This is a genomic window from Flavobacterium zhoui, assembly GCF_042787235.1.
In the GTDB taxonomy this organism is placed as follows: Bacteria; Bacteroidota; Bacteroidia; order Flavobacteriales; family Flavobacteriaceae; genus Flavobacterium; species Flavobacterium zhoui.
In genome coordinates this window covers 44,915-69,540 of record NZ_JBHZPY010000011.1, presented here as the reverse complement: position 1 = coordinate 69,540, position 24,626 = coordinate 44,915, and the positions used below count along the sequence as shown (strand labels likewise).

Below are 24,626 nucleotides of genomic sequence, written 5' to 3'. Positions count from 1 at the left end.
TTAAGTGAGATATGAAATATCAAGTTACAATAAAAAGTGCCTTTAGTGTAGATGAAATTGAAGACTATTGGACCAATGAAGATTATATAAAATTACTGGAAAAATTCGATTATCCAGATGCAGACGGAGATACAACCAGTTTAAAAGAATTGTTGTTTATGGCAATTTCTGATTTTGAACCTAAAGAAGCTGCTGTAAGCGTGCTGACTTATAAATTATCGGAACAATTAAATGAAGGACAAATCCAACAGATTTCTAATGACATGTTTTTAGATAAAGTTTGCGAAGAATATCCTGAAATCGGTTTGCATTCGAAACTGTTTCACGTCAATCAATTGCTTTTCAAGGCTTATAATGGGAAATTCCCTAATGCTAAAGCTACTGTTGTAAAATGTAGTTTTACCCCTTTAGAGGATGAAAATGTCAAAGAGTTGACAAAGGAAGACGTCTTGAAGCTGTTAAGCGACGGATTATCTGAAAGTACTCTTATCAAAAGATTGTTTGATCAGGCGATGACTCAAAATGCTCCATTTTCAGAAGCAGAGGATATACTTTGGGATTTATCAACAACGGATAATGTCAATTTCACTATCGTCACTTCTGAATATTGGTTAAATAGAGATGATATTATAGCTTCAGAATTTGAGGGTTTTTTAGAAGTTGTAGCGGAAGCAGAGTAAAATATTCAAGTGTAGAAAGAGAATTTTTAACTTGAGTTGTGAGAAATTTACAAAAAAATTTAAACACAAATTGCACCAATTTACACGAACAGATTTGTGTAAATAAGTGCAATTCATGTTTTTTTATTTTTGGATGCTTTCTGAAGCGATAATTACTGCTTCTTTCAATCCTGTTTTATACAATATGATTCGGTCGAGTACTGCTTTGTTATGACTTCCTATGATTTGAGCGGCAAGAATTCCAGCATTTTTCGCTCCGTTTAATGCAACTGTTGCTACAGGAACTCCTCCAGGCATTTGAAGAATAGACAAAATACTGTCCCAACCATCAATAGAATTGCTTGATTTTACCGGGACACCAATTACTGGAAGAGGTGACATAGAAGCTACCATTCCAGGTAAATGTGCTGCACCGCCAGCACCGGCGATAATAACCGTAATCCCGCGATGATGTGCATTTTTACTGAAATCAAATAGTTTTTCGGGAGTTCTGTGCGCAGAAACAATGTCAACTTCTGTTTCTATATCAAATGCTTTTAAGATGTCTATCGCTTCTTGCATTACCGGCATATCAGATATGCTTCCCATTATTACGGCTACTTTCATTATTTTTTATTTAAAGATTACTTCGTCCGTTCGCCCTTTGGGCTCGGGTGAAAAATTTAAGATTGGAAAATTATTTAAAACTCTATTTAGCTTACTGCAATTTTTAAATCATTAAATCTTTTAATTATTCAATTTGTCACTGATTACTCTAATCGTATTCTTCACATCTTCAGCAATTCTTCGGGCTTCGCTAATGTTTTCATTTATTATAGTAACATGTCCCATTTTTCTAAAGGGACGCGTTTGTTTCTTTCCGTAAATGTGTGGCGTAACACCATCCCATCCTAATATTTTTTCTATATTTTCATATATGACATTACCTGAAAAACCTGATTCGCCAACCAAATTCACCATAATTCCCGCTACTTTGCTATCCGTTTTTCCAAGCGGTAAATTAAGAATCGCTCTTAAATGGTTTTCAAATTGTGAAGTATAGCTGGCTTCAATAGAATAATGTCCTGAATTGTGTGGACGTGGAGCGACTTCATTAACGATGATTTCGTCGTCTTCAGTTTGAAACATTTCAACGGCCAATAATCCTACGTGATTGAATTTTTCGGAAACGGTTAAGGCAATTGCTCTTGCTTTCTCAGAAACTTTATCATCAATTCTGGCTGGGCAAATCACGTATTCTACTTGGTTTGCTTCCGGATGAAATTCCATTTCAACCACAGGATATGTTTTTATGTCGCCCGATGGATTGCGACAAACAATAACTGCTAATTCATTTTTGAACGGAATCATTTCTTCAGCAATGCATTCAACATTAGCTAAATTATCTAAATCCGAGATTTGTCTTATTACTTTAACGCCATTTCCGTCATAGCCAAATTCCGTACATTTCCATACAAAAGGTAATTTTAGTTTAGAATCGAGAATATCAACAACTACGCTTTTTAAATTTGGAAATCGCTTGTAATTTGCAGTTGGTATACTATGTTGTATATAAAAATCTTTTTGAATCCCTTTATTTTGAATAAGTTTCAGTGTTTTAGGAGAAGGATAAACTTTCAATCCTTCCTCTTCTAGTTTTGCTAAAGCTTCGAGATTAACCAGCTCGATTTCAAAAGTCAAAACATCAACTAGTTTTCCAAAATTGTAAACGGTCTCAAAATTCATTAAGTCGCCTTTGAAAAAATGGTCACAGGCTATTTTGCAAGGTGCTTCATCACTTGGATCAAGTACATAAGTTTGTATGTCGAATTTTCGGGTGTCAGATAACAGCATTTTGCCCAGTTGTCCGCCACCGAGAATCCCCAGTTTAAAATCGGAAGAAAAATAATTCATGGTGTAGTTGTATGTTTGAGCAAAGATACTTTATAATCATTAAATCCGAAAATTCTATTTTATTTTGTTCACTAATTCTAGGGCATTAATTATTGCTTTTAATACATTTTGAGCGCTTTTCTTGTGAAATTTACTTAAAAGTACAAAATAATGTCCATTTATCAATTGTCAAATTCGAATTCTGTATCTTTGCACATTATTTTAAACACGAAAATAATGATACAACTTCACGATAAACAATTTGTTCCGTTTATTTCCGCTAAAGAAATTGATTTTGCCATTGCTAAAATGGTTGCACAAATCGAAGATGATTTTGCTGATGAAACTCCGGTATTTGTAGGTGTTTTGAATGGTGCTTTTATGGTCGTTTCTGATTTTATGAAACTTTATAAAAAACCTTGCGAAGTATCTTTTATAAAAATGGCTTCTTATGAAGGGACTTCTTCAACAGAAGAGGTTAAGCAATTAATTGGGTTGAATCAGGATTTAACAGGACGTACGGTTATAATAATAGAGGATATTGTCGATACCGGTAATACTTTGGTAGAACTGAAGGCATTATTCAAAAAACAAAATGTTAAGCATTTTAAAATAGCCACTCTTTTCTTTAAACCAGAAGCGTACACAAAAGACATCAAAATAGATTATGTTGGAGTCAGAATTCCAAATAAATTTATCGTAGGATTCGGATTGGATTATAATGGTTTAGGAAGAAATTTACCCGAAGTATATAAATTAAAAGAATAACTACACAACAACATGACTAACATTGTTTTATTTGGAAAACCAGGAGCTGGTAAAGGAACTCAAGCCGAGTTTTTGAAAGAAAAATACAAATTAACACACATATCCACTGGAGATGTATTTCGTTTTAATTTAAAAAACGATACTGAACTAGGCAAACAAGCAAGAGTGTATATGGATGCCGGTGATTTAGTACCGGATGAACTGACTACTAAAATGCTTATCGATGAGGTAAATAAACACCCGGACACAAACGGAATTTTGTTTGACGGCTACCCAAGAACAATTTCACAGGCTGAAGCATTGGATGCTTTTCTTGAAACAATTGGGTCTAAAGTTGCTGCAACAATTGCACTTGAAGCGGATGATGAAATCTTAATTCAAAGATTATTGGAAAGAGGAAAAACAAGTGGTAGAATAGACGATCAAGATGAAGAAAAAATCAGAAATCGCTATCAGGAATACAATGAGAAAACAGCTCCTTTAATGGAATATTACCAGGGGCAAGGCAAATTTCGTGCAGTAAACGGAATAGGTTCAATTGCTGAAATTACTCAAAGAGTAAGTAATGTGATTGATAACTTATAGGAGCAATTCCAGCTGTACATTGCAAGTCCTCGCTAAAAAAAATATTTTTCTAAGCCCTAAAAGGAGCTCCCTATGGTCGCTCTTTTATGACAAGAAAAGCTAATTTTTTTTATCTGCGGGCTTTTCATTTCCATCTGGGCTAAAATCCAAGGGGTCGATTGATGAAAGCAAGTAGTGAAAAAACAAATTTTGATACATAAACGAATCAACTAAAAAATTGGAAATAGTAATAATATTTTTTCTAATACTGTTAAATGGCGTTTTCTCTATGTCTGAAATCGCATTGATTTCAGCAAGAAAAAATAGATTAGAGACAGCAGCAAAAAAAGGAAATAAAAGTGCCAAAATTGCTTTGGATTTGGCTAATTCTCCTAATAAGTTTTTGTCAACAGTGCAAATAGGAATTACCTTGATTGGGATTCTTACCGGTATTTACAGTGGAGATAAAATCACCAAGGATGTAGAAACGTTTATTAAAGGATTTGAAATGCTAATACCCTACGCGCATCCGTTAGCGGTAGGAATTGTAGTTGTAATATTGACTTTTTTCTCTCTTGTTTTGGGAGAATTATTGCCTAAAAGAATAGGTTTAAATCATCCTGAAGCAATAGCCAAAGCTGTGGCATTACCCATGAAAATTGTTTCAATTGTTACCGCGCCATTTATTTGGTTGTTAACTCATTCAACGGATTTCTTATTGAATATTTTACAAATAAAACCCACTGCTGATGGTAAAGTAACCGAGGAAGAAATAAAAGCGATTATCAAGGAAGGTACTGAAGGGGGAGAAGTACAGGAAATAGAACAAGATATAGTGGAACGTGTTTTTCATATTGGGGATAGAAAAATAAATTCTTTAATGACCCATAGAAAATCAGTAATGTTTTTGCCATTACATTCGAACAAGGAACAAGTTAAAGATTTTATGCTTAAAGAATTGCATTCTATTTATCCTGTATATGGGGATAACTATGATGATATTGTAGGCGTTGTAAACCTGAAAAATATTTTTGCTCATTTCGAAAATAAAAATTTCAATCTCGCAGATATAATGACGGAAGCTCCTTTTATGATGGAGCAAACGACCGCTTATAGAGCTCTTGAAAACTTCAAAAAAACAGGTATTCATTACGCATTTGTTTCTGACGAATATGGTGTTTTTCAAGGTGTAATTACTTTGAATGATATTTTGGAGGCTTTAGTAGGTGATGCCTCTGATTTTTATAAGGATGATTTTAAATTAATTGAAAGAGAAGATGGTACGTGGTTAGTAGATGGGCATTATTCACTACATGATTTTCTGACTTACTTTGAATTAGATGAGTTGATAAATGATTATGAAGTAACTACGGTGAGCGGATTAATAATGACTGAACTTTCTCATATTCCTAAGCAGGGTGAGAAATTAGTTTGGCAGAAATTTGAGTTAGAAGTCATTGATATGGATGGCGTGAAGATAGATAAAGTGATGGTGAAAGCATTGCACATGTAAAAATAGTTTATAGGATTGAAGAACTCAAAATGAGTACTGAAACTATAGTTGAAATTGAATATTAGAAAAGATGACTGAAGGGAATTTTGTAGATTACGTTAAAATATATGTTTCTTCCGGAAAAGGGGGAAAAGGATCTACGCATTTGCATAGAGAAAAATTTATTGAAAAAGGTGGTCCTGATGGTGGTGATGGTGGTCGTGGTGGACACGTTTATTTAGTGGGTAACAAAGGTCTTTGGACTCTATTTCATCTTAAATTTGCCCGACATATTAAAGCCGGTAATGGCGGTGATGGAAGTGGGGACAGAAGTACTGGTGCTGATGGAGATGATAAATTTATTGAAGTGCCATTAGGAACTGTTGTAAAAGACAAAGAAACCGGAGAAATTTTGTTTGAAATCACCGATGATGGCGAAAAACAAATTCTTTCCAGAGGAGGTAAAGGCGGTTTAGGAAACTGGCATTTTAGAAGCTCAACGAATCAAACTCCTAGATATTCTCAACCGGGTTTGCCTGGAGCTGAAATGGATGTGATTTTAGAATTGAAAGTTTTGGCCGATGTCGGTTTGGTAGGTTTTCCCAATGCAGGAAAATCAACATTGTTGTCTGTACTGACTTCTGCTAAACCAAAAATTGCAGATTATCCTTTTACAACCTTAAAACCCAATCTTGGAATCGTAGCGTACAGAGATTTTCAATCTTTTGTAATTGCTGATATTCCTGGAATCATTGAAGGTGCTGCCGAAGGAAAAGGTCTCGGACATTATTTCTTACGTCATATTGAACGTAATTCAACATTATTGTTTTTAGTTCCCGTGGATACGCCAGATATAAAAGCGGAATATGATATTTTAGTAAACGAATTGACAAAATACAATCCAGAAATGCTTGACAAAGAGCGTTTATTAGTGATTTCAAAATGCGACATGCTCGATGATGGGTTGAAAGCAGAATTAAAAGTGGAATTAGACGTTGCTTTCAAAGATATCCCTTACATGTTTATCTCTTCGGTTGCTCAACAAGGTTTGACCGAATTGAAAGACAAATTATGGAAAATGTTGAATGACTAACACTTTATAATTTTATACTAAAAGGTGCTCTGAAAAGGGCACCTTTTATTTTTCATGATTCAGTTTGGATCATAAGTGTCAAATAAAAATTGCAAGGTTTCAGGAATATTGTTCGCTTGTATTTTTGGATATTTTATATTGGAATCGAGCCAGTTTTCTATCATCAAATAAAAATCATCACCCACATCATAAAGAACTGGTACACCCATTTTTTTGAGCGCCGCTGCATTGCATTCTTGTTCATAGTGCTTACGAATAGGTATAGAAAGTATTTTTTTTTGTAAATATAGTGCCTCAGCTGGCGTTTCAAATCCTCCACCAGTTATAATTCCTTCGCAATTTATGAGGCTTTTATTGAAGTAATCTTGATTTACGGGAAAATACGTTATGTTTTTAATAGTATGCTTGGTTTTCACATCATTCAAAAACCAATGAAAGGAATAATTAGGCAGTTTATTGAATGCTTTTTCTAAACATTCTTTTTGAAAAGAAGGCAAATAAACGGTAATGTGACCTTTGTTTTTAGGTACGGCATTTACAATTTCATCTTTGATAATTGGCGGTCGTATAAAGGAGTCGTATTTGTTAAAATGCAATCCAATATATTGAGGAGAAGGTGCATAATGTTTGAGAATAATTTCTCCCATAATGCTCTTTTTTTCTGGTCTGGGAGTCAAAGGGGATATAAAACTGGCTTGATGACCAAATTGAAGCGAATGCACTTTTTGTAATTTGCATGCCAGAGAAGTAATCGAATCAAAATCATTGATGATTACATCATAGTTTTTTAGTGGCAAAGAATTTGCATCTTTATATATTTGGTTTGGTTTAATGTTTTTGGCAATATCCCAATAATTCAAACCACCACATTTACTGTAATGTAAGCTACAGCCATTACTTTTGAATTTTATAGGCAAATTGACATCCAGACTGGCATTGTTGCCACTCATAAAAAAATCAACTTCACCAAATTTTTGTAAATAAGGGTGCAATTGAATCGCTCTACTGATATGTCCATTACCTGTTGCTTGAATAGCATAAAATATTTTCATTACTCTATATTTTGATTTTTAAGGATGCTTGTTGTTTTTTGAATGCGCTTTTAGAAAAGAATTTTGTTGACAATATCATGAACTATTTTTTCCTCTAGGGTGTCATGGTCCTTGTAGTGTTCCGCTTTATAATGATAAAGGCTCCACTTTTCTTTTTTGTATTCTAAGGCGGTGAGGTTTTCAACCCAATCTCCACTGTTTAAATACATAACTTTTCCGTGTTCGTTTTGGACTTCCTTCATTTGAGGTTTGTGAATATGTCCGCAAATCACATAACTGTATTTTTTTTGAATGGCTATTTCTGCAGCGGTAGTTTCAAAATTGGACACAAACGAAACTGCTTTCTTGACACTATCTTTAATCATTTTTGAATAGCTTCTTTTCTCTTTTCCTAAAAGTACTAAAACCCAGTTAATCAAACTGTTTATTAAAATCAATAAATCATATCCTTTTCCACCCAGTTTGGCTAATATTTTAGCGTAGCCTTTCGTAGAAGAGTCAAAGACATCCCCATGGAAAATCCAGGTTTTCTTTCCGTCTAAATCCAGAATTAATTTATCAGCCAATTCAAAATTCCCTAAAATAAAATCAGAGTATTTCCGTAAAGCTTCATCGTGATTTCCGGTGATATATATAACGCGGGTTCCTTGATTAGACATTTTTATAATTTGTCTCAAGACATTCATGTGAGAAGCAGGGAAATAACTTTTAGTGAAACTCCACATATCGATGATGTCTCCATTTAAAACCAAGGTTTTTGGTTGAATAGATTTTAGATATTGCAGTAATTCTTTGGCATGACATCCATATGTGCCAAGGTGTATGTCACTTATGACCACCAGCGGAATTTGTCGTTTCTTTTTCATAATTAGTTTTTACTAAAGTAATTCCTCTATGTTAGGATAACGTTTTAGGAATATTATTATATCTTTTTATTTTGTTGCTTTTATAAGCAGAACAAAATATGTTTATTACTTTAAAATTTTCTTATTTTTGAAAGATGAAAAAAACAGTGTACTTTTTTTTATTACTTCCTTTGATGATTTTGGCGCAATCCAATTTCGATAAGGGGGAAAAACTATTCAAAGAAGAAAAATTTGATCAAGCACAGTTAATTTTTGAATCTATTTTAAAAACTAATCCTCATGATTTAAAAACCATTGAATATTTAGGAGACATAGCCGGAAAAGATAAATCTTGGGATGCAGCGATTGGTTACTATAAAAAACTAAAACAACTCAAGCCTTTAGAAGCCAATTATTATTATAAATATGGGGGTGTTCTTGGAATGAAAGCTATAAATGGCAATAAATTCAAAGCGCTTGGAATGATTGATGAGGTTAGAGGTTCTTTTGAAAAAGCAATTGCGTTGAATCCAAAGCATATTGAGGCACGTTGGGCGTTAATTGAGTTGTATATACAGTTGCCCGGAATTGTTGGTGGGAGCCAGTCTAAAGCAGTTAAGTATTCTAATGAATTAATGAAACTTTCACTAGTAGATGGATATCTGTCAAGGGGTCATATTGATGAGTATTTTAGAAGGTATACTGCAGCCGAAGTACAATTTAAAAAAGCAATAGCCATAAGCGGTTCAAAAATGAGCTATCAAAAATTGGCTAATTTGTATAAAAACAAAATGAATGAGCCTGAAAAAGCTAGATTAGTTTTGGAAGAATATAAAAATAAAAAAGGATAATAAGTCAAAAATCTAATTTTGACTTTTTCGAATTCAACAACCATAAACCATAAACTAAAATGCGTACACATTTTATAGCGATCGGTGGTAGTGCCATGCACAATCTGGCCTTAGCGTTACACAATAAAGGATATCAAATTACAGGAAGTGATGATGCTATTTTTGAACCATCAAAATCAAGATTAGATAAAAAAGGGATTTTACCCGCAGAATTGGGTTGGTTCCCTGAAAAAATAACACCTGGTATCGAAGCAGTAATTCTAGGTATGCATGCTAAAGCTGATAATCCAGAGTTGTTGAAAGCACAAGAATTAGGATTGAAAATATATTCCTATCCTGAATTTCTTTACGAACAATCCAAAAACAAAACACGGGTAGTTATAGGTGGTTCTCACGGAAAAACAACCATAACTTCAATGATTCTTCATGTGATGCATTACCATAATATAGCAGTCGATTATATGGTTGGAGCGCAATTGGAAGGATTCGATACCATGGTGCATCTTACAGAAGAAAATGATTTTATCGTTTTAGAAGGGGATGAGTATTTGTCTTCGCCAATAGACAGAAGACCAAAGTTTCATTTGTACCAACCGAATATTGCTTTAATTTCTGGTATTGCTTGGGATCATATCAATGTTTTTCCTACGTATGAAAATTATGTGGAACAGTTTGAAATTTTTATTGGTAAAATTACCAATGGTGGAATTTTAGTTTACAATGTAGATGATTCCGAAGTGAAACGTGTTGCCGAAGCCGCTATAAATCCAATCCGAAAATTAGCGTATCATACCCCAAAATATACCGTAAACGATGGTGTTACACTTCTCGAAACTCCGGAAGGCGACATGCCAATAGAAGTTTTTGGAGCGCATAATCTTAATAATTTGGCTGGAGCCAAATGGATTTGCCAAAATATGGGCGTTGATGAAGCTGATTTTTACGAAGCAATTGCAAGTTTTAAAGGCGCATCAAAGCGATTAGAAAAAATCGCTGAAAGTAAAACTAAAGTGGCGTATAAAGATTTTGCCCATTCACCAAGTAAAGTGGCGGCAACTACAAGAGCTGTAAAAGAGCAATATCCAAATAGAACTTTAGTGGCTTGTTTAGAATTGCATACCTATAGCAGCTTGAATGCTGAATTTTTAAAAGAATATGAAGGCGCATTAGAGTATGCCGATAAAGCAGTTGTTTTCTATTCTCCAGATGCAGTAAAAATTAAGCAGCTGGAAGAAGTGACTTATGAACAAATAGCAAATGCATTCAACAGAAAAGATTTAATTATTTATACCAATCCAAAAGATTTTAAAAACTATTTATTCAACCTAAATCTTGATAATTCAGCTTTATTATTGATGAGTTCCGGGAATTATGGTGGATTGAATTTTGATGAAGTGAAGGAATTGATGAAATAGAAATAGCATGAATACCAAAATAGAAATTATTAAAACAACCAGTGAGAATGCTGATTTAGGCTCTCTCATTACGGCATTAGATGCGAGTTTGTGGACTCGTTATCCAGAATTAAAAACAAATTATTGGAGAAATAATATAATTGAATTTAATCCTAATGTTATTATTGTTTATCTTGATGACAAAGCAGTTGCCTGCGGTTGTTTTAAGAAGTATGATAAAAATACGATTGAATTAAAGCGTATGTTTGTCTCTCCAGAAGCACGAGGCTTAGGCTTGGCAAAAAAAATAATACTTGAGTTGGAACTTTGGGCACATAAGCTTGGTTTTTCTTGCTCTGTACTGGAAACGTTGTGTAAACAAAACGAAGCGATCGGATTATATCAGAAAATGGGCTATACAATTATAGATAATTATGAGCCATATATAGGTTTAAAAAATAGTATTTGCATGCAGAAACAAATTTAAATCATAAGTGAATGGCCGAAAATTCCTTTTTTCCTATTACCAATTGGTCCGAAGATGACAAGCCACGAGAAAAACTAATGCTAAAAGGCAAAAGTGCTTTGAGTGATGCAGAATTGATTGCTATTTTGATTGGCTCCGGAAGCCGGAACGAATCGGCGGTTGATTTGAGTAAAAGGATTTTAGCAAGTGTCAATAATAATCTGAATGCGTTAGGAAAATTATCTATTTCTCAATTGACAAATTTTAAAGGAATCGGCGAAGCAAAAGCAATTTCGATTATAGCGGCTTTAGAACTTGGGAGGCGGAGGAGGTCAGAGGATGCTGTTGAGCTAACAAAAATTACTTCCAGTAAAACAATTTTCGAAATCATGCAGCCTATTATTGGTGAATTGCCACACGAGGAATTTTGGATTGTATATTTGAATAATTCAAACAAAGTCATTTCAAAATCACAACTCAGTAAAGGCGGTATAACTGGAACTTTGGTAGATGTTAGATTGGTTTTTAAAACGGCACTTGAAATGGGAGCAACAGGATTAATATTATGTCACAATCATCCCTCAGGAACATTGATACCTAGTGAAGCGGATAAACAAATTACTAAGAAGTTGAAAATTGCGGGGGATAGTTTGGAAATAAAAGTTCTAGACCATTTAATTATTATAGAAGCGAATTATTTTAGTTTTGTGGATGAAGGAATATTTTAGAAAATAAAAAATGAACAACACGAATATAAGGGATGTTTTCTTTGATTTAGATCATACGCTTTGGGATTTTGATAGGAATTCTGAATTGACATTTGAGGCTATTTTCAATAAAAATCATCCAACAATTGAAACGAAAGATTTCATTGAAAAATATGTTCCAATAAACCAGGCCTGTTGGAAGTTATATCAATATGATAAAATCACGCATGCTGAATTGCGTTATAATCGGTTGAAACATTCTTTTGATGCATTAAACTATGTCATTTCCGAGGAACAGATTGAAAGTATAGCGCAGGAATATATTCACTTATTACCTGAAAACAACCATCTTTTCGACGGAGCTTTTGAGGTTTTGGACTATTTGAAGCATAAATATAAACTTCACATTATCACTAATGGTTTTGCCGAAGTGCAATATAAAAAACTAAGCAATTCTAACATTGGAAATTATTTCCAGACGATTACCAATTCTGAAATGGCAGGGGTAAAAAAACCAAATCCTATTATTTTTGAATATGCGCTTGATTTGGCTAAAGCCAAAAAAGAAAGCAGTATTATGATTGGTGATTGCCTTGAGGCTGATGTGCAGGGCGCTCTTGATGCCGGATTGGATGCGATTTTTTTTAATGGAAGTAATGTCCAAGTGGAACAAAATATTAAGCAAGTAAATCATTTATTAGAATTAAAAAATTACTTATAAGTATGAAAAAAGCAACTTTAATTTTTTTGCTATTGGTTGGGCATTACGGTTTTTCGCAATCAGTAAATGATTATAGATCGGTGATAATTCCATTAAAATTTGATTTCACTAAAACAGAAAATCAATACCGGCTGGCAACTTTGTCAAAGTTTAATTTAAATAAGGCAGGGTTTGATGCTTATTATACTAATGAAACAATTGGTAGTGAATTCAATAACAGATGTAGTTTGCTATATTTTGATGTAGTAAAAGAAAAATCATTTTTGACTACAAAACTTCATGTCGTTTTTAAGGACTGTAACGAGAAAATTATTTTTCAATCGGTAGCAGGAATAAGTAAAGAAAAGGATTTTCAGCTCGCCTATACAGAGGCTTTAAACAAAGCATTTGTATCGGTATTGGCTTTAAATCATAAATATAATGGAACGGGAGTAGCAAATACACAACAAGCAATAACAACAGTTGCAGTTCCAGTTGCAATTCCTTCTAAAAGTAGTAATGAGACTAATCGCATTGATCAAAATAATCCGAATGTGGTTTATGCTCAACCTATAGCTAATGGTTTTCAATTAGTTGATAGTTCGCCAAAAGTGGTAATGAAAGTGTTTAAAACATCAAATGCCAATTGTTACATTGCTGTAAAAGGTAACACACAGGGTATTTTAGTTGCAAAAGACAATCAGTGGTTTTTTGAATATTATCAAAACGATATTCTTATTTCAGAAAAAATAGAGGTTAAATTTTAGATAGTTTGTTTTTGTAGAGATGCACTCTAGTGCATCGTAGCTAATTTTAATATCCATATTTATCTTTCCAACGATTTTTAAGAAATTCTCTTATAGAATTTTCTCTGGAATTATTTCCTGGTATATACAAAGGTTTTTTACTGACAGCTTCGGGCAAAAATTCTTGTTCTGCAAAATTGTTGGCAAAATCATGCGAATATTTATAATCGTCACCATATCCTAGTTCCTTCATTAGTTTTGTGGGCGCATTGCGCAAATGTATGGGTACCGGTAAATCTCCAGTTTGTTTTACGAGTTGTTGAGCGGTTCCTATAGCTAAATACGAAGCATTGCTTTTTGGAGAGGTCGCTAAGTAGATAGCACATTGACTCAGTATAATTCTACTTTCTGGATAACCTATGGTTGTAACTGCCTGAAAAGTATTATTCGCCATAATAAAAGCGGTAGGATTCGCATTTCCTATGTCTTCACTAGAAAGAATTAACATACGGCGTGCTATAAATTTTACATCCTCGCCACCTTCAATCATTCTTGCTAACCAATATACGGCACCATTTGGATCACTTCCGCGAATTGATTTTATAAAAGCTGAAACAATATCATAATGTTGCTCACCGCTTTTGTCATATAAAACGGTGTTTTGCTGGACCAATTCAAAAACTCTGTCATTAGTGATGATAATTTTGTCTTCATCAGACGCGTTTACGACAAGTTCAAAAATATTTAATAGCTTTCGTCCATCGCCGCCAGAAAGTCGCAGCAGCGCTTCTGTTTCTTTAAGTTTAATGTTTTTTGTTCCTAAAAAAGTATCTGTTTTTAAGGCACGATGCAATAAAGTCTCTAAATCAGCTTTAGTAAAAGCATTCAAAACATATACTTGGCATCTAGACAATAAGGCAGGTATAACTTCAAAACTAGGATTTTCTGTTGTTGCGCCTATTAAAGTAATCCATCCTTTTTCTACAGCCGCCAATAGTGAGTCTTGTTGTGATTTACTGAACCTATGGATTTCGTCTATAAAAAGGATTGGATTTTTTGCAGTAAACAGTCCGCCACTTTGTTTTGCTTTTTCAATAACCTCACGAATATCTTTAACACCAGAATTGATGGCACTCAAAATATAAAAAGGACGTTTTGATTCTTGCGCAATAATTTGTGCCAAAGTTGTCTTTCCCGTTCCAGGTGGTCCCCATAAAATCAAGGAAGGAATTATTCCTTTTGTAATTTGTTGTGTCAATGAGCCGCTTGGTCCTACCAAATGGGATTGACTAATGTAGTCTTCTAATTTTTGTGGTCGAATGCGTTCTGCAAGTGGTGCTTCCATTTTGTAAAATTACTATTTTTCAAACTGAACTTGTTTGAGTTTCTAATTTTTTTTGGAGCTATTTCCAGCTGTCCACTCTATCTTTTTATCTCGTTAATGAAAACGATATAAAAAGGATGCCGTTTCCATCTGGGCTAGGGTATGCATTTAAAAGTGGACTTTTATTTTTAGTCTGACAAAATAGCATTAAATTGCTTTTGGACAAATTTTTGATTTTAAAATAATCAAGAATATTAAACCTAAAGTTACCAATGGATAATCATTTTAAATTTACCAATAAAGTTATAGGGCTTCCGCTTTTTTTTGTGCTATTCTTATGGTTTGTATTTTGGCTTGAAATACGATTTGATTTTGATTTTGTTGAAAACGGGATTTATCCAAGAGAATTTTCTGGTTTACAAGGTGTGATATTTAGTCCTTTTATCCATGGTGATATTGAACATTTATATAATAATTCAATTCCACTGCTAATATTATTGGCTGCTTTGCAATTTTTTTATGCCAGTCACTCGGTAAAAGTTATAGGATTTGGAATTTTACTTTCGGGAATTATTACTTGGGTTATAGGTAGGGGCAATTACCATATTGGTGCAAGCGGTTTGATTTATGTGTTGGTTAGTTTTGTTTTTTTCAAAGGTATACAAACACAATACTATCGTTTGGTAGCTTTGTCTCTAGCTGTAATTGTCGTTTATGGTGGTTTGGTTTGGTATGTCTTTCCAAGTCCCGAGATCTCAGGTGGAAAAGCTATTTCTTGGGAGGGTCATTTGGCTGGATTGATAACAGGTTTTATCTTGTCTTTATTTTATAAAACACCAGAGTATAGAAAGTTAATTAAATACGACTGGGAAAAACCGGATTTTAATCCTTCGGAAGATAAATTTATGCAACGGTTTGATGCCAATGGAAATTTTGTAAATCTTCCTGCTCCTGAACAAACAGAGGGGTTGTCAAGCTATTATTCTTCGGATTTTCCAGTGGATTACAAAATAATTTTAGACAAAAAAAATGAATCAAAACCGGAGCCGTGATTCATTTTTTATTTAATTAGGGCAGTTGTCCTGTGGTAGGCAGAAGACGGGATTAACTTCTTTGTCTCACCGCTTCATATAGAAAAGCACCACAAGCCACTGATACATTTAAAGAACCAATCGTTCCAAACATGGGCAGTTTTGCTTTTTCATCTACAATTTTAAGTACAGATGGATTGACACCACGATCCTCTGATCCCATAATGATTGCTACAGGTTCGTTTAATGAGATGTCATATATATTTTGATCTGTTTTTTCGGTCGCTGCAACTGTCTTAATTCCGCTTGCTTGCAAAAGAAAAATAGCGTCCTTAATATGTTCTACTTTACAAATTGGAATATTAAAAACGGCTCCAGCAGAAGTTTTTACGGTATCTCCGTTTACTGGCGCTGAGCCTGCTTTTTGGACAATGATACCATTTACACCTGTACATTCAGCTGTTCTAATGATTGCTCCAAAATTACGTGCATCAGATATTTGATCTAATATTAGAAATAAAGGTTTTTTTCCGTTTTCAATAACAGATTCTATCAAAGATTCTAAATCGAAAAAAGAGATAGGAGAGATAGTTGCTACAGCACCTTGATGGTTATTAGGGGTAAGCCTGTTTAGTTTTTCAACCGGAACATACGAGAAGTTAATATTACCTCGCTTCATTACTTTCATCAAGTCTTTCATCAGTTCGCTGCTCGCTTCCTTTTGAATATAGACTTTGTCTACTGTTGCGCCTGCTTGTATAGCTTCAATTATTGCTCTTATCCCAAATATTTGGTGTTCTTTTTCCATGGCGCAAATATACAAAAAAAACCATCCCAAAAAAGAGGGCACTGAAAAAGTCCCTTGAACGACCAAAGTGAAAATAATCAAAAAAAAGATAAAACGTAGTGTTTTTAGCTTCTTTTGGCTATTATAAGACGCTATAAATCTTTGAAAATTAAATTTGAATGAAAAAAATCGGATAAATAAAATTAAAGCTTTATTTATCCGATTTTTTTTATGGTTTTTTGAAAAGCGATACTTTTTCAGTGCCCTCCCAAAAAATGGGATGGTTTTTTACAATTTAAATTTTCTGATTAATTATGAACTGGTGTCTTAGTCACAATTGTTGGAATAGGATTTGGTGTATTTGGGTTTGAGTTAATCTCTACTTGTGGATATAATAAACGCTGTGGAGTTCCTGCATAACCTGGTTTTAACTGAATAACAGCCAAATTATTTGATCTACCAAAATCATTTAAACTTTCATAATTCCCCATAAAATAAATATACCTTTCTTGAAATATTTCTCTCAATAAAGCATCTTGATTCGTAAGGGCTGCTGGGTTTTCTATTCCTCCTGAAGTAAAATCTAATATGTTATAGGCTGCATAAGAGAAACCCTCTCCATCATACCCTGAATTATCTATACCAATAGAATAACCGGTGTTTAACATTCCTCTATAATTATTATACGATGGTAAACCAGCTGCAAACGATGTTCTGGCATCAACTTCAGCAATAATTAAAAGCATTTCTCCATAGGTAACCATTGGCATTGGAGAATCACTTCCAAATTTACCATTTGTACCTCCATAATCTCCACCATAAATATTTAAACCATATGGGGAAAAATATTCTGTATTATAAGTGAAAGCGTATCTTGCAGATTCATCTGTTTTCGCATTTCCTCTATATAATGCAGCAGATGGGTCTAATAGACGTGCAGCATAACTATCGCCAGACATGTAACTGTCTCTATCGTAAACTAAGAAAGAATAAAATGGATTGAAACTTTGACCATATGAATTTCCGAATACTGTTTTGAAATCGCCATCAGCATTGTTAATACCTAATAAAGCATTTGTTTTTGCTTTAGGATAATCTTTCACATGAAGGTAGAACCTAGCTTTAAGTGAGTAGGCTAATTGTAGCCATTTACCCTGATCTCCGCTATAGTAAATATCTTTATCACTAGGAATTCCTTTTCCGGTAGTTTTAGTAAGGTTTACAATAGCATCATCCAATAGTTTTTGTACACTAGTGTAAACAGCTGCTTGAGCATCATATTTAGGAGTTAAATTGTTTCCTGTAATATCTACCTCTGAATAAGGAGCGTCTCCCCATAAAGAAATAACAGTCCCCATGCAATGGGCTTCAATAACTTGAGCAGCACCTTTTAATCTAGGGTTTGCTTCATTTCCGGCTTTTAATTCCGTGATTTTAGCCTGAGTAATACAATTTACGTAAGCATTGTTCCAACTATCATCAAATGAGGAAGCTGTTGAAGCATTCCAGTTATTTAAGGCTTGGTATTGGCGATCTTCTCCATTAGCTTGATTTAACCAGATCATAACGTCTCTGGTATTTCCACTTGTTTGAAAAAACTGATTAGCCAGAAGAATTCCTTGAAACATATTGCTTGCATTAGAGTCTGTTATATTATCAGGATCTACATTTATGTCGTTCACATAATCCGTACAACTAGACAAGGTTGTAAGCAGAAGGCATAGACTTGCTGTTTTTATAAAAATATTTTTCATGTTATTAGAATTTTAAGTTTACACTAAATAATAGTGATTTAGAGTTTGGACTGTTGAAATATTGTAATCCTCTTCCGTTTGAACCTCCAGTTAAATTGGTTTCTGGATCTTGACCAAGATCTTTTGCTTCTGTCCATAACCATAAGTTTCTTCCGGTTCCGGAAAATGTGATACTTTCAACTCCAAGAATTTTTTTATCAGTAAACTTTAAGGCATACGATAAAGTAAGTTCTCTCCATTTTACCCATGATGCTGATTTAATGAATTGCTCTGCAACTGGTCCAAAACCTCCTCCGAGACTTTGATACCATGATTGGTCAAGTAAAACCGGTCCTGCTCCAAAATCGCGGATATTCCCTCTTACTGTTCCTGCAGCTATTGTAGCTCCAGCATAATTAGTTAAAGGAGCCGTTAATGTCGCTTCATTAGCCGTATCCCAGGTTCTACCAAAGTTATGTAAGGCTCCGCTCGTTCCATCCCATAAATCTCCACCAATAGAAGCATCAAATAAAGTGCTAATTGTGAAATTTTTGTATGATACAGATGTTCCAATAGCACCTCTCCAATCTGGATTCGGATCGCCTAGCACACCTTCTGCGTTAGCTACTGTAGGAAAACCATTTGAATCTAAAATCATTGTTCCAGTAGCGTCTCTGTCGAATTTCCCTCCCCATAATACTCCTAGAGGCTGACCTAGAACGGCACGAGATGATGATCCTGTAAATCCATTCAAGAATAAAGACTCAGTACCTTCTAATTTAGTTACTTTATTTGTGTTTTTACTCCAGTTTCCAAACAAAGTCCATTTTAAGGATGAAGAAGAAGGAAGGATGCTAGCATCAAATTCTAGTTCGATTCCTTTATTTTGTATTGTTGCAAAATTACCATATAGTGAGCTAAAAGTAGAACTACCATTTAATGGTACATCGACTAGTAGGTCTTTAGTCTCGTTTGAATAATAAGTAGCATTCAATTTTATTCTATTAAAGAATTCTAAGTCAGCACCTACTTCAAATTCTGTTTTTATCTCCGGTTTTAAATTTGGATTTCCTCCTGTCGCAGATCTTTGAAAAGACCCATTATAGGCGCCTGAATCATATGCGGCGTCATAACCTTCAGCACCAACTGCTGAGTTGAAATAAGTCACGCCTGCATAAGGTCTAGGTATAGAGGCTATTTGTCCAAATGTTATTCTTAATTTACCGTCGGTCAGGATTTCACTTTCTAAATTTTTAGAAAATTTATAAGCAAATTCTGCAGTAGGATAAAAATATACTTTTAAATTTGGATCATAAGAAGATGACGTTTCAAAACGTCCACCTAAAGTTAAGTATAGATACTCTTTGTAATCAAATGCTGTTGAAAAATAAGCTCCACTTAATTTTGAATAAGTTCTGTCCAAAAAGGTCGTTTTGTCGTTGAGTAGTGCATTAGTATAAGAAAAGTTATCAGCATCAACTAGGAAATTTTTGTATGAACCTCCTCTTTGATCGTATTTCGTTTCAGCAAAATTGAAACCTACTAAATAATTAAGCCCGATGTTTTCATTAACTTTCAAATCTCCCAAAGCCATCATATCCATATTATATTGCAGAAAATCAGTTACGCTTTCATTTGCACTACCGTTTCCAGCATTTTCAGCAGAATTCATAGGGAACATAGTGATTCTTTTATCACTGTAACCGTCTAGTCCAACCCTTGTTAATAATGATAACCAATTGTTTACATCATGTTTTAATTCAAACCCTGCTGTATATCTTTCAACAGTATTTGGGTTTTTTTGCACATCAGTGGTCCATAGAGGATTGTTGTAGCTTGGATTTAAATCGCCATCAAATGTCCCTGTGTCTTGTCTGTAAGCTCTCTGGCTGTTAAAAGAAGGGACTCCAGTTGCGGTGTAGTTTGTTCCGATGAAATCGCGATTGTCGAAATCTGCGGGTGTTCTATAAAGGCCTAAAAATAATCCACTTAGATTGGAACCAGTTTGTATTCTATTCGAATTAACAGATGAAAAACTAAATTTACTTTTAAAAGTTGTTTTCTCTGCAATTGTAGATTGAGAGCTGAAGTCTAAACTAGTTCTTTCATAATCAGATTTTCTTACAATCCCGTCTTGTTTAGTACTTCCTACACCAAGATAAAAATTTGTGTTTTCTCCACCACCACTAATACCTATGTGATTGTCTGTTGAGAAACCATCTCCAATTGCAGAATCCATATTTGAATCATTGAAATTAGCAGTGCTCTTTTTTCCTCCAGTGGCAATAGGATAGATTGTGTTACCGTTATTGGATACAAAATAACGACCAGTGGTATTAAAAATATCAGCTCCACCAGCTCTTGTTGAGATTTTATCCCCAAATGAGTTTGAATTATTTCTTGTCCATTTTCCTTTTGTACCTTGGCCATAAACATCTTGAAGAGACATTCTGACATTTGCTTTGTCGAAAGAAACAGTTGAACTTACATCAACAGATATTTTTCCTTTTTTTCCTTTTTTGGTTGTGATAAGAACAACTCCATTTGAAGCTCTATATCCCCAAAGTGCAGCAGCAGATGCACCTTTTAATATTTGTACAGAAGCAATATCGTTTGGATTAATGTCATTCATTCTACTTTGTTGTCCTACACCATCAACAGTACTACCTAGTTCGTCACTAGAAATTGGTATACCATCAACTACAAATAAAGGTTGTGTTGAACCTGTAATAGAATTTTGTCCTCTAATTTGAATATAAGCCCCAGATCCAGGGTCTCCAGAATTGGAAACAATACTTACGCTAGATGCTTTAGCAGACAGTCCTTTTAAAAGAGAAGTTTCTCCAGAATTGGTAAGGATGTCGCCTTTTACTTTAGAAAAGGCTGATGCATTTTGACTTTTTTTAACTTCAACTCCTAAGACGTTAATAACAACCCCTTCAAGTTCTAAGGCGCCACTTGCTAATTTAACATTAACTGTAGTCGAATTAGCGGTAACTTCTTGAGTTTTCATCCCGATGTAACTGAAGATTAAGATTTGGTTTGGTGTTGCTTTGATAGAATATTTTCCGTCAAAATCAGATTGAGTTCCAGATTGAGTTCCTTTTACTAATACGCTGACACCCGGTAAAGGCATTCCTGTATCGTCAGAAATAACACCTGAAACAGCTCTTTCTTGCGCAAAAGTTAATTGCGCTATTAGCACCACTAATAGTACTAAGAATCCATTGAACTTTAGTTTCATTTTTAAATATTTTGAATTAGTGTATCAAAAATCTTAAATATTTGTTAACTATCCTAATAAAAACTTAAATTTCAACGATTTTATTGACAAAAAAACGGATTCGATGAGTTTGAAATGTTTTTTTTTAAGAATAAATTTCTGTTGAGCGGATTTTTTTTTAACTCTTATAGAGAATAATTAAGAATGCTACACTGATAAAGTTGGAAATACGAAGTGTTTGGTTTAGGAGCAATTACAAATTGGTTTTTAAGAAGGTTATTCAGTCGATAGCGGAAGTTTTTTGCTTTTTAATAGATTAATGCTGTGAAGCTACTTTGACTGTTAATAGTAAATCTGCTTTAAGTGGGTGTGTGATTTAATAGATCTGAAAGTGGATTTAAAGAGTAATGTAATAGAGGTCTTTGATAATTTCAATTACTACTATTGTCATTGAATTTGTATTCAGGAAGGAAGTAAAGGATCTATAGGCAAAATTTAATGCACAAAAAATATCTGTAAAAAGAAAACCATCAGCGAAAGCTGATGGTTTTTAAAAGTTTAAAACTTTTTATTTACAAGAAGCTTCCTTCTTTGTAAACTATTCCGAAAGAATTAGTTGTAATTGTGTTTACAGTTGTAGTATTTACATCTCCAACTTTAATCATTCCGTATGAAGTTACTGCAGTAGCGCCAGTACCTCTAACTATTTTGTAAAGAACAATATCGTTCTTAGCCAAACCAATTAATGAAGTTACTTTTGTACCTGCATTATAATCTGCTTGAAGTTTAAATAAGTCTGCAGTATCATAAGGAGTACTATTTGATTTTACGAAATCAATTACAGTAGCACCTTCTTTAGCAATACCAAATGGAGTTTTGAAAACAATTTCGCCGTCTGTTGTGTTTGAATTAGCATAAGTCAATCCAGTTTTTAAACTGAATTTGTTAGATGTTGAGTCATCAGAAAGTGTCGCTGCTTTTTCATCTCCTAAAGTTTGAGTTACAATCTTAACTTTAGTAGTGATGTAATCAGTTTGTGTACCAGCAGTTACAGTAAATCTATAAGTGATTACGTCCCCAATTACTAATCCTCCATAAGTTGAATAGGGTATTGCAGCAATATCTACAGTTTTAGTTTTAGTGTCTAGTACTGTAATAGCTACAGGAAGATTTCCGGTAGTAATAACTCCAGCAGCTGTAGTTTTTGTCCATTGTCCCACTATACTAGTAAGCTTTGCTGCTGTTTTTGTAACTACAGCAAATCTGAGTTTAACTGGTGTAGGATCGTTTAACTTGAAACTTGAAACACCACTTGTGGCATTAGTTACAATATTGCCGTTCGCATCAAGAATCTTCCAAACAATTCCTTTTCCAACAGTTTGTATATAAGGTATAGTAGTAACTGTACCGTCAGAAAAAGTAGAAACAATAGCTAATTGAAATGTTCCCGTAGTTCCTGTGTTTCCAGCACTAGCTGTTGGGAATACATCAAAACTGCCTAAAGTAGATGTGTTGTATGTTGCTGTTTTACCATCTGCTGCTATTACTGCATCTGAAACTTTAGCTCCTAGTATAATTGCAGCGCTGGAATTTGCAGCTGTGTTTTTATAGATCTCGATTTTACTAGCACTTACTCCTTCTTTTGTTTGTATGGCTAAAGGAATAAGGTAAGTATTGTCTAGACGGCTGATGCTACCCGGAGTAGCTACTCCGGCTCCAGAGACACTTCCGCCTGCTGAAAGCATCTCTAGTTTCTCATCTGGAGAACAAGATGCAAAAGACACGATTAATGCCAGTGCAACAATTTGTTTTATATATTTTTTCATTTTTATTATTTTAAATATTAGTTTTTATCCCAGAAGATTTTTGATGTTAATTTATCTCCACCTGTAACTTTTGCAGCAGCAGCAGCTACATTTGTTGCATTAACAGTAGCTTCACCAGCAGGATAAGTTAATCTTGTAGGAACAGATTTTATATCGTTATAAGTTGTGGCAGGAACCATTAATACTGGAAAATCTAATCTTCTCCATGAATCCCATGCTTCAAAACCTCTATTATATAAAGCAATCCAAGCTTGTTCTCCAATACTTTGTTTCCAAGCTGCTGTTGATGATCCGTTAAAAGGATTAGCTAATAAATAAGCTGCAGATTCAACTGTGGATACACCCCAGCTATCCATAGAAGCAATAACAGCACTATTATAATGAGTTGCAGCTACTCCCGCAGCGGCAACACCTCTTGCAGCGGCTTCAGCTAACAAAAATTCTTGTTCACTGTATGCAAGTATAGTTCCTGGGAAAGTTGGAGCTAAAAGTGTATTATTTACAGTAGAAAAATTAGTGTAACTATTAGATGAACCATATATACCTCCTTTGTACGTAGTCGTACCAGGAGCAAATGTGAAATATTTAGCTCTTCTAGGATCAGCTAATGCATTTAATTTATTGACAAATGTATCAGCGATAACAAAATCTTTTCTTCCACTTGCAACTAGATCCACGTATAATGGGTTTGCATTAGGTTGTGAACCTAAATAGTTCAAGTTAGCGTCGTCACTATTGCTTGTCATAACTCCTGCATTAATAGCAGCTGTTGATTGAGCAGAAGCGTAAGCGGCATCTACGTCAGACATATTTACAGCAAGTCTTAATCTAAGAGTGTTAGCAAATTTTTTCCATTTTGCAGTATCACCTCCATATATAAGATCAGCAGAACCAAAGCTAGTTTCTGATGTAACTAATTTAGCTTGAGCTGCAGCTAATCTTGCAATAAGATCTTTGTATATCGTTTGTGCATCATCATACTTTGGTAGTGGATGACCTTCAATATCCAAAGCTTCAGAATAAGGTATATCTCCAAAACTATCTACTAAAACACTAAAAGTGTAAGCATTCATAATTTCAATGATTGCTTTTTTATTAGCCACAATTGCAGCTTCACTTGCAGTAGGGGTAATAACTTTGTTTAGTAAAATATCAGACTCTTTGAAATCTCTCAGAACATCTCTATAAAGAGTTGTAAAGTGAGTGTCAGGGATAGGTCTTGTAGTCAAATTGTATTGACTTTCATCTGGATAGGTAGTTTCTGTCCATTGTTGCACTAACATTCTGAAAACGTTTCTGTTTACAGAAGAGTTTACCATTTGGTCTGCTAAAGTTTTTTGAGCATTTGTAAATAAAAACTCCGGTTTAGCAGATGTTGGGTTTTTTGTATCTGTATTTAGTCCGGTTATATCATCAGTACATGATACGGTCAGCGCTAAAAACGAGATTAATAAAACTATTTTTTTCATAAT

At 34.2% G+C, this 24,626-nt stretch carries 22 protein-coding genes; 12 read left to right on the top strand and 10 right to left on the bottom strand.

All coding sequences use genetic code 11. The features are described from left to right. The first annotated feature begins 11 nt into the window (after positions 1–11). Positions 12–680, top strand: a complete 669-nt coding sequence (locus tag ACFX5F_RS12635) for a hypothetical protein (RefSeq protein WP_379852368.1) — start codon at positions 12–14, stop codon at positions 678–680. A 123-nt stretch (positions 681–803) separates the two neighbouring features. Here ACFX5F_RS12635 and purE read toward each other — a convergent pair whose 3' ends face one another. Together purE and ACFX5F_RS12625 are read right to left on the bottom strand one after the other, a co-directional pair. Then, positions 804–1,289 carry a 5-(carboxyamino)imidazole ribonucleotide mutase gene (gene purE, locus ACFX5F_RS12630; protein WP_379852422.1) on the bottom strand — a complete coding sequence of 162 codons (486 nt, stop codon included), beginning with the start codon at positions 1,287–1,289 and terminating at the stop codon, positions 804–806. A 117-nt stretch (positions 1,290–1,406) separates the two neighbouring features. After that, positions 1,407–2,573: a 5-(carboxyamino)imidazole ribonucleotide synthase gene (locus ACFX5F_RS12625; protein WP_379852367.1), complete on the bottom strand. Its 1,167-nt coding sequence runs from the start codon at positions 2,571–2,573 to the stop codon at positions 1,407–1,409. A gap of 216 nt (positions 2,574–2,789) precedes the next feature. On the opposite strand from ACFX5F_RS12625, the gene hpt reads away from it, so the two are divergent. The 4 genes from hpt to obgE all read left to right on the top strand — a co-directional run bounded on the left by hpt (position 2,790) and on the right by obgE (position 6,469). Further along, positions 2,790–3,320 (top strand): hypoxanthine phosphoribosyltransferase, encoded by a 531-nt coding sequence (hpt, locus tag ACFX5F_RS12620; protein WP_379852366.1) that lies wholly within the window; start codon positions 2,790–2,792, stop codon positions 3,318–3,320. Positions 3,321–3,332: 12 nt separating this feature from the next. Beyond that, on the top strand, positions 3,333–3,905 hold the full coding sequence (locus ACFX5F_RS12615) for an adenylate kinase (protein WP_379852365.1): 573 nt from the start codon (positions 3,333–3,335) through the stop codon (positions 3,903–3,905). A 217-nt stretch (positions 3,906–4,122) separates the two neighbouring features. Continuing rightward, positions 4,123–5,397, top strand: a complete 1,275-nt coding sequence (locus ACFX5F_RS12610) for a hemolysin family protein (protein ID WP_379852364.1) — start codon at positions 4,123–4,125, stop codon at positions 5,395–5,397. A 70-nt stretch (positions 5,398–5,467) separates the two neighbouring features. Continuing rightward, positions 5,468–6,469 carry a GTPase ObgE gene (gene obgE, locus ACFX5F_RS12605; RefSeq protein ID WP_379852363.1) on the top strand — a complete coding sequence of 334 codons (1,002 nt, stop codon included), beginning with the start codon at positions 5,468–5,470 and terminating at the stop codon, positions 6,467–6,469. A gap of 59 nt (positions 6,470–6,528) precedes the next feature. Here the strand turns inward: obgE and ACFX5F_RS12600 are convergent, their stop codons facing one another. Together ACFX5F_RS12600 and ACFX5F_RS12595 are read right to left on the bottom strand one after the other, a co-directional pair. Then, positions 6,529–7,521, bottom strand: coding sequence for a glycosyltransferase family protein (locus ACFX5F_RS12600; protein WP_379852362.1), 993 nt, complete (start codon positions 7,519–7,521; stop codon positions 6,529–6,531). A gap of 50 nt (positions 7,522–7,571) precedes the next feature. Continuing rightward, on the bottom strand, positions 7,572–8,387 hold the full coding sequence (locus ACFX5F_RS12595; RefSeq protein ID WP_379852361.1) for a UDP-2,3-diacylglucosamine diphosphatase: 816 nt from the start codon (positions 8,385–8,387) through the stop codon (positions 7,572–7,574). 134 nt (positions 8,388–8,521) lie between these two features. On the opposite strand from ACFX5F_RS12595, the gene ACFX5F_RS12590 reads away from it, so the two are divergent. From ACFX5F_RS12590 to ACFX5F_RS12565, 6 genes are read left to right on the top strand one after another with little or no spacing between them, the layout of a single operon-like run. Then, positions 8,522–9,217: a tetratricopeptide repeat protein gene (locus ACFX5F_RS12590; RefSeq protein WP_379852360.1), complete on the top strand. Its 696-nt coding sequence runs from the start codon at positions 8,522–8,524 to the stop codon at positions 9,215–9,217. A gap of 59 nt (positions 9,218–9,276) precedes the next feature. Next, entirely contained in the window at positions 9,277–10,632 is a 1,356-nt protein-coding gene (locus tag ACFX5F_RS12585) for a UDP-N-acetylmuramate--L-alanine ligase (RefSeq protein WP_379852359.1), read from the top strand. A gap of 7 nt (positions 10,633–10,639) precedes the next feature. After that, complete coding sequence (locus ACFX5F_RS12580; RefSeq protein WP_379852358.1) at positions 10,640–11,098, top strand: GNAT family N-acetyltransferase; 459 nt, start codon at positions 10,640–10,642, stop codon at positions 11,096–11,098. An 11-nt stretch (positions 11,099–11,109) separates the two neighbouring features. After that, positions 11,110–11,805 (top strand): RadC family protein, encoded by a 696-nt coding sequence (gene radC / locus ACFX5F_RS12575; protein WP_379852357.1) that lies wholly within the window; start codon positions 11,110–11,112, stop codon positions 11,803–11,805. A 10-nt stretch (positions 11,806–11,815) separates the two neighbouring features. After that, positions 11,816–12,505, top strand: coding sequence for a YjjG family noncanonical pyrimidine nucleotidase (locus ACFX5F_RS12570; protein ID WP_379852356.1), 690 nt, complete (start codon positions 11,816–11,818; stop codon positions 12,503–12,505). Between the two features lie 2 nt (positions 12,506–12,507). Then, positions 12,508–13,251, top strand: coding sequence for a hypothetical protein (locus tag ACFX5F_RS12565; RefSeq protein WP_379852355.1), 744 nt, complete (start codon positions 12,508–12,510; stop codon positions 13,249–13,251). Between the two features lie 46 nt (positions 13,252–13,297). Here the strand turns inward: ACFX5F_RS12565 and ACFX5F_RS12560 are convergent, their stop codons facing one another. After that, the gene (locus tag ACFX5F_RS12560) at positions 13,298–14,575 is read right to left on the bottom strand and encodes a replication-associated recombination protein A (RefSeq protein ID WP_379852354.1); all 1,278 of its coding nucleotides are present in this window, start codon (positions 14,573–14,575) and stop codon (positions 13,298–13,300) included. Between the two features lie 251 nt (positions 14,576–14,826). Here ACFX5F_RS12560 and ACFX5F_RS12555 point away from each other — a divergent pair, with 251 nt between their 5' ends. Continuing rightward, entirely contained in the window at positions 14,827–15,606 is a 780-nt protein-coding gene (locus ACFX5F_RS12555) for a rhomboid family intramembrane serine protease (protein WP_379852353.1), read from the top strand. Positions 15,607–15,658: 52 nt separating this feature from the next. Here ACFX5F_RS12555 and rlmB read toward each other — a convergent pair whose 3' ends face one another. From rlmB to ACFX5F_RS12530, 5 genes are all read right to left on the bottom strand, one after another. Then, entirely contained in the window at positions 15,659–16,393 is a 735-nt protein-coding gene (gene rlmB / locus ACFX5F_RS12550; RefSeq protein WP_035668140.1) for a 23S rRNA (guanosine(2251)-2'-O)-methyltransferase RlmB, read from the bottom strand. A gap of 287 nt (positions 16,394–16,680) precedes the next feature. Beyond that, on the bottom strand, positions 16,681–18,126 hold the full coding sequence (locus tag ACFX5F_RS12545) for a SusD/RagB family nutrient-binding outer membrane lipoprotein (protein ID WP_379852352.1): 1,446 nt from the start codon (positions 18,124–18,126) through the stop codon (positions 16,681–16,683). Positions 18,127–18,130: 4 nt separating this feature from the next. Further along, positions 18,131–21,349 (bottom strand): SusC/RagA family TonB-linked outer membrane protein, encoded by a 3,219-nt coding sequence (locus ACFX5F_RS12540; protein ID WP_379852351.1) that lies wholly within the window; start codon positions 21,347–21,349, stop codon positions 18,131–18,133. A gap of 551 nt (positions 21,350–21,900) precedes the next feature. Continuing rightward, positions 21,901–23,154, bottom strand: a complete 1,254-nt coding sequence (locus ACFX5F_RS12535) for a hypothetical protein (RefSeq protein WP_379852350.1) — start codon at positions 23,152–23,154, stop codon at positions 21,901–21,903. A gap of 17 nt (positions 23,155–23,171) precedes the next feature. Then, complete coding sequence (locus tag ACFX5F_RS12530; protein ID WP_379852349.1) at positions 23,172–24,623, bottom strand: SusD/RagB family nutrient-binding outer membrane lipoprotein; 1,452 nt, start codon at positions 24,621–24,623, stop codon at positions 23,172–23,174. Positions 24,624–24,626 lie beyond the last annotated feature (3 nt).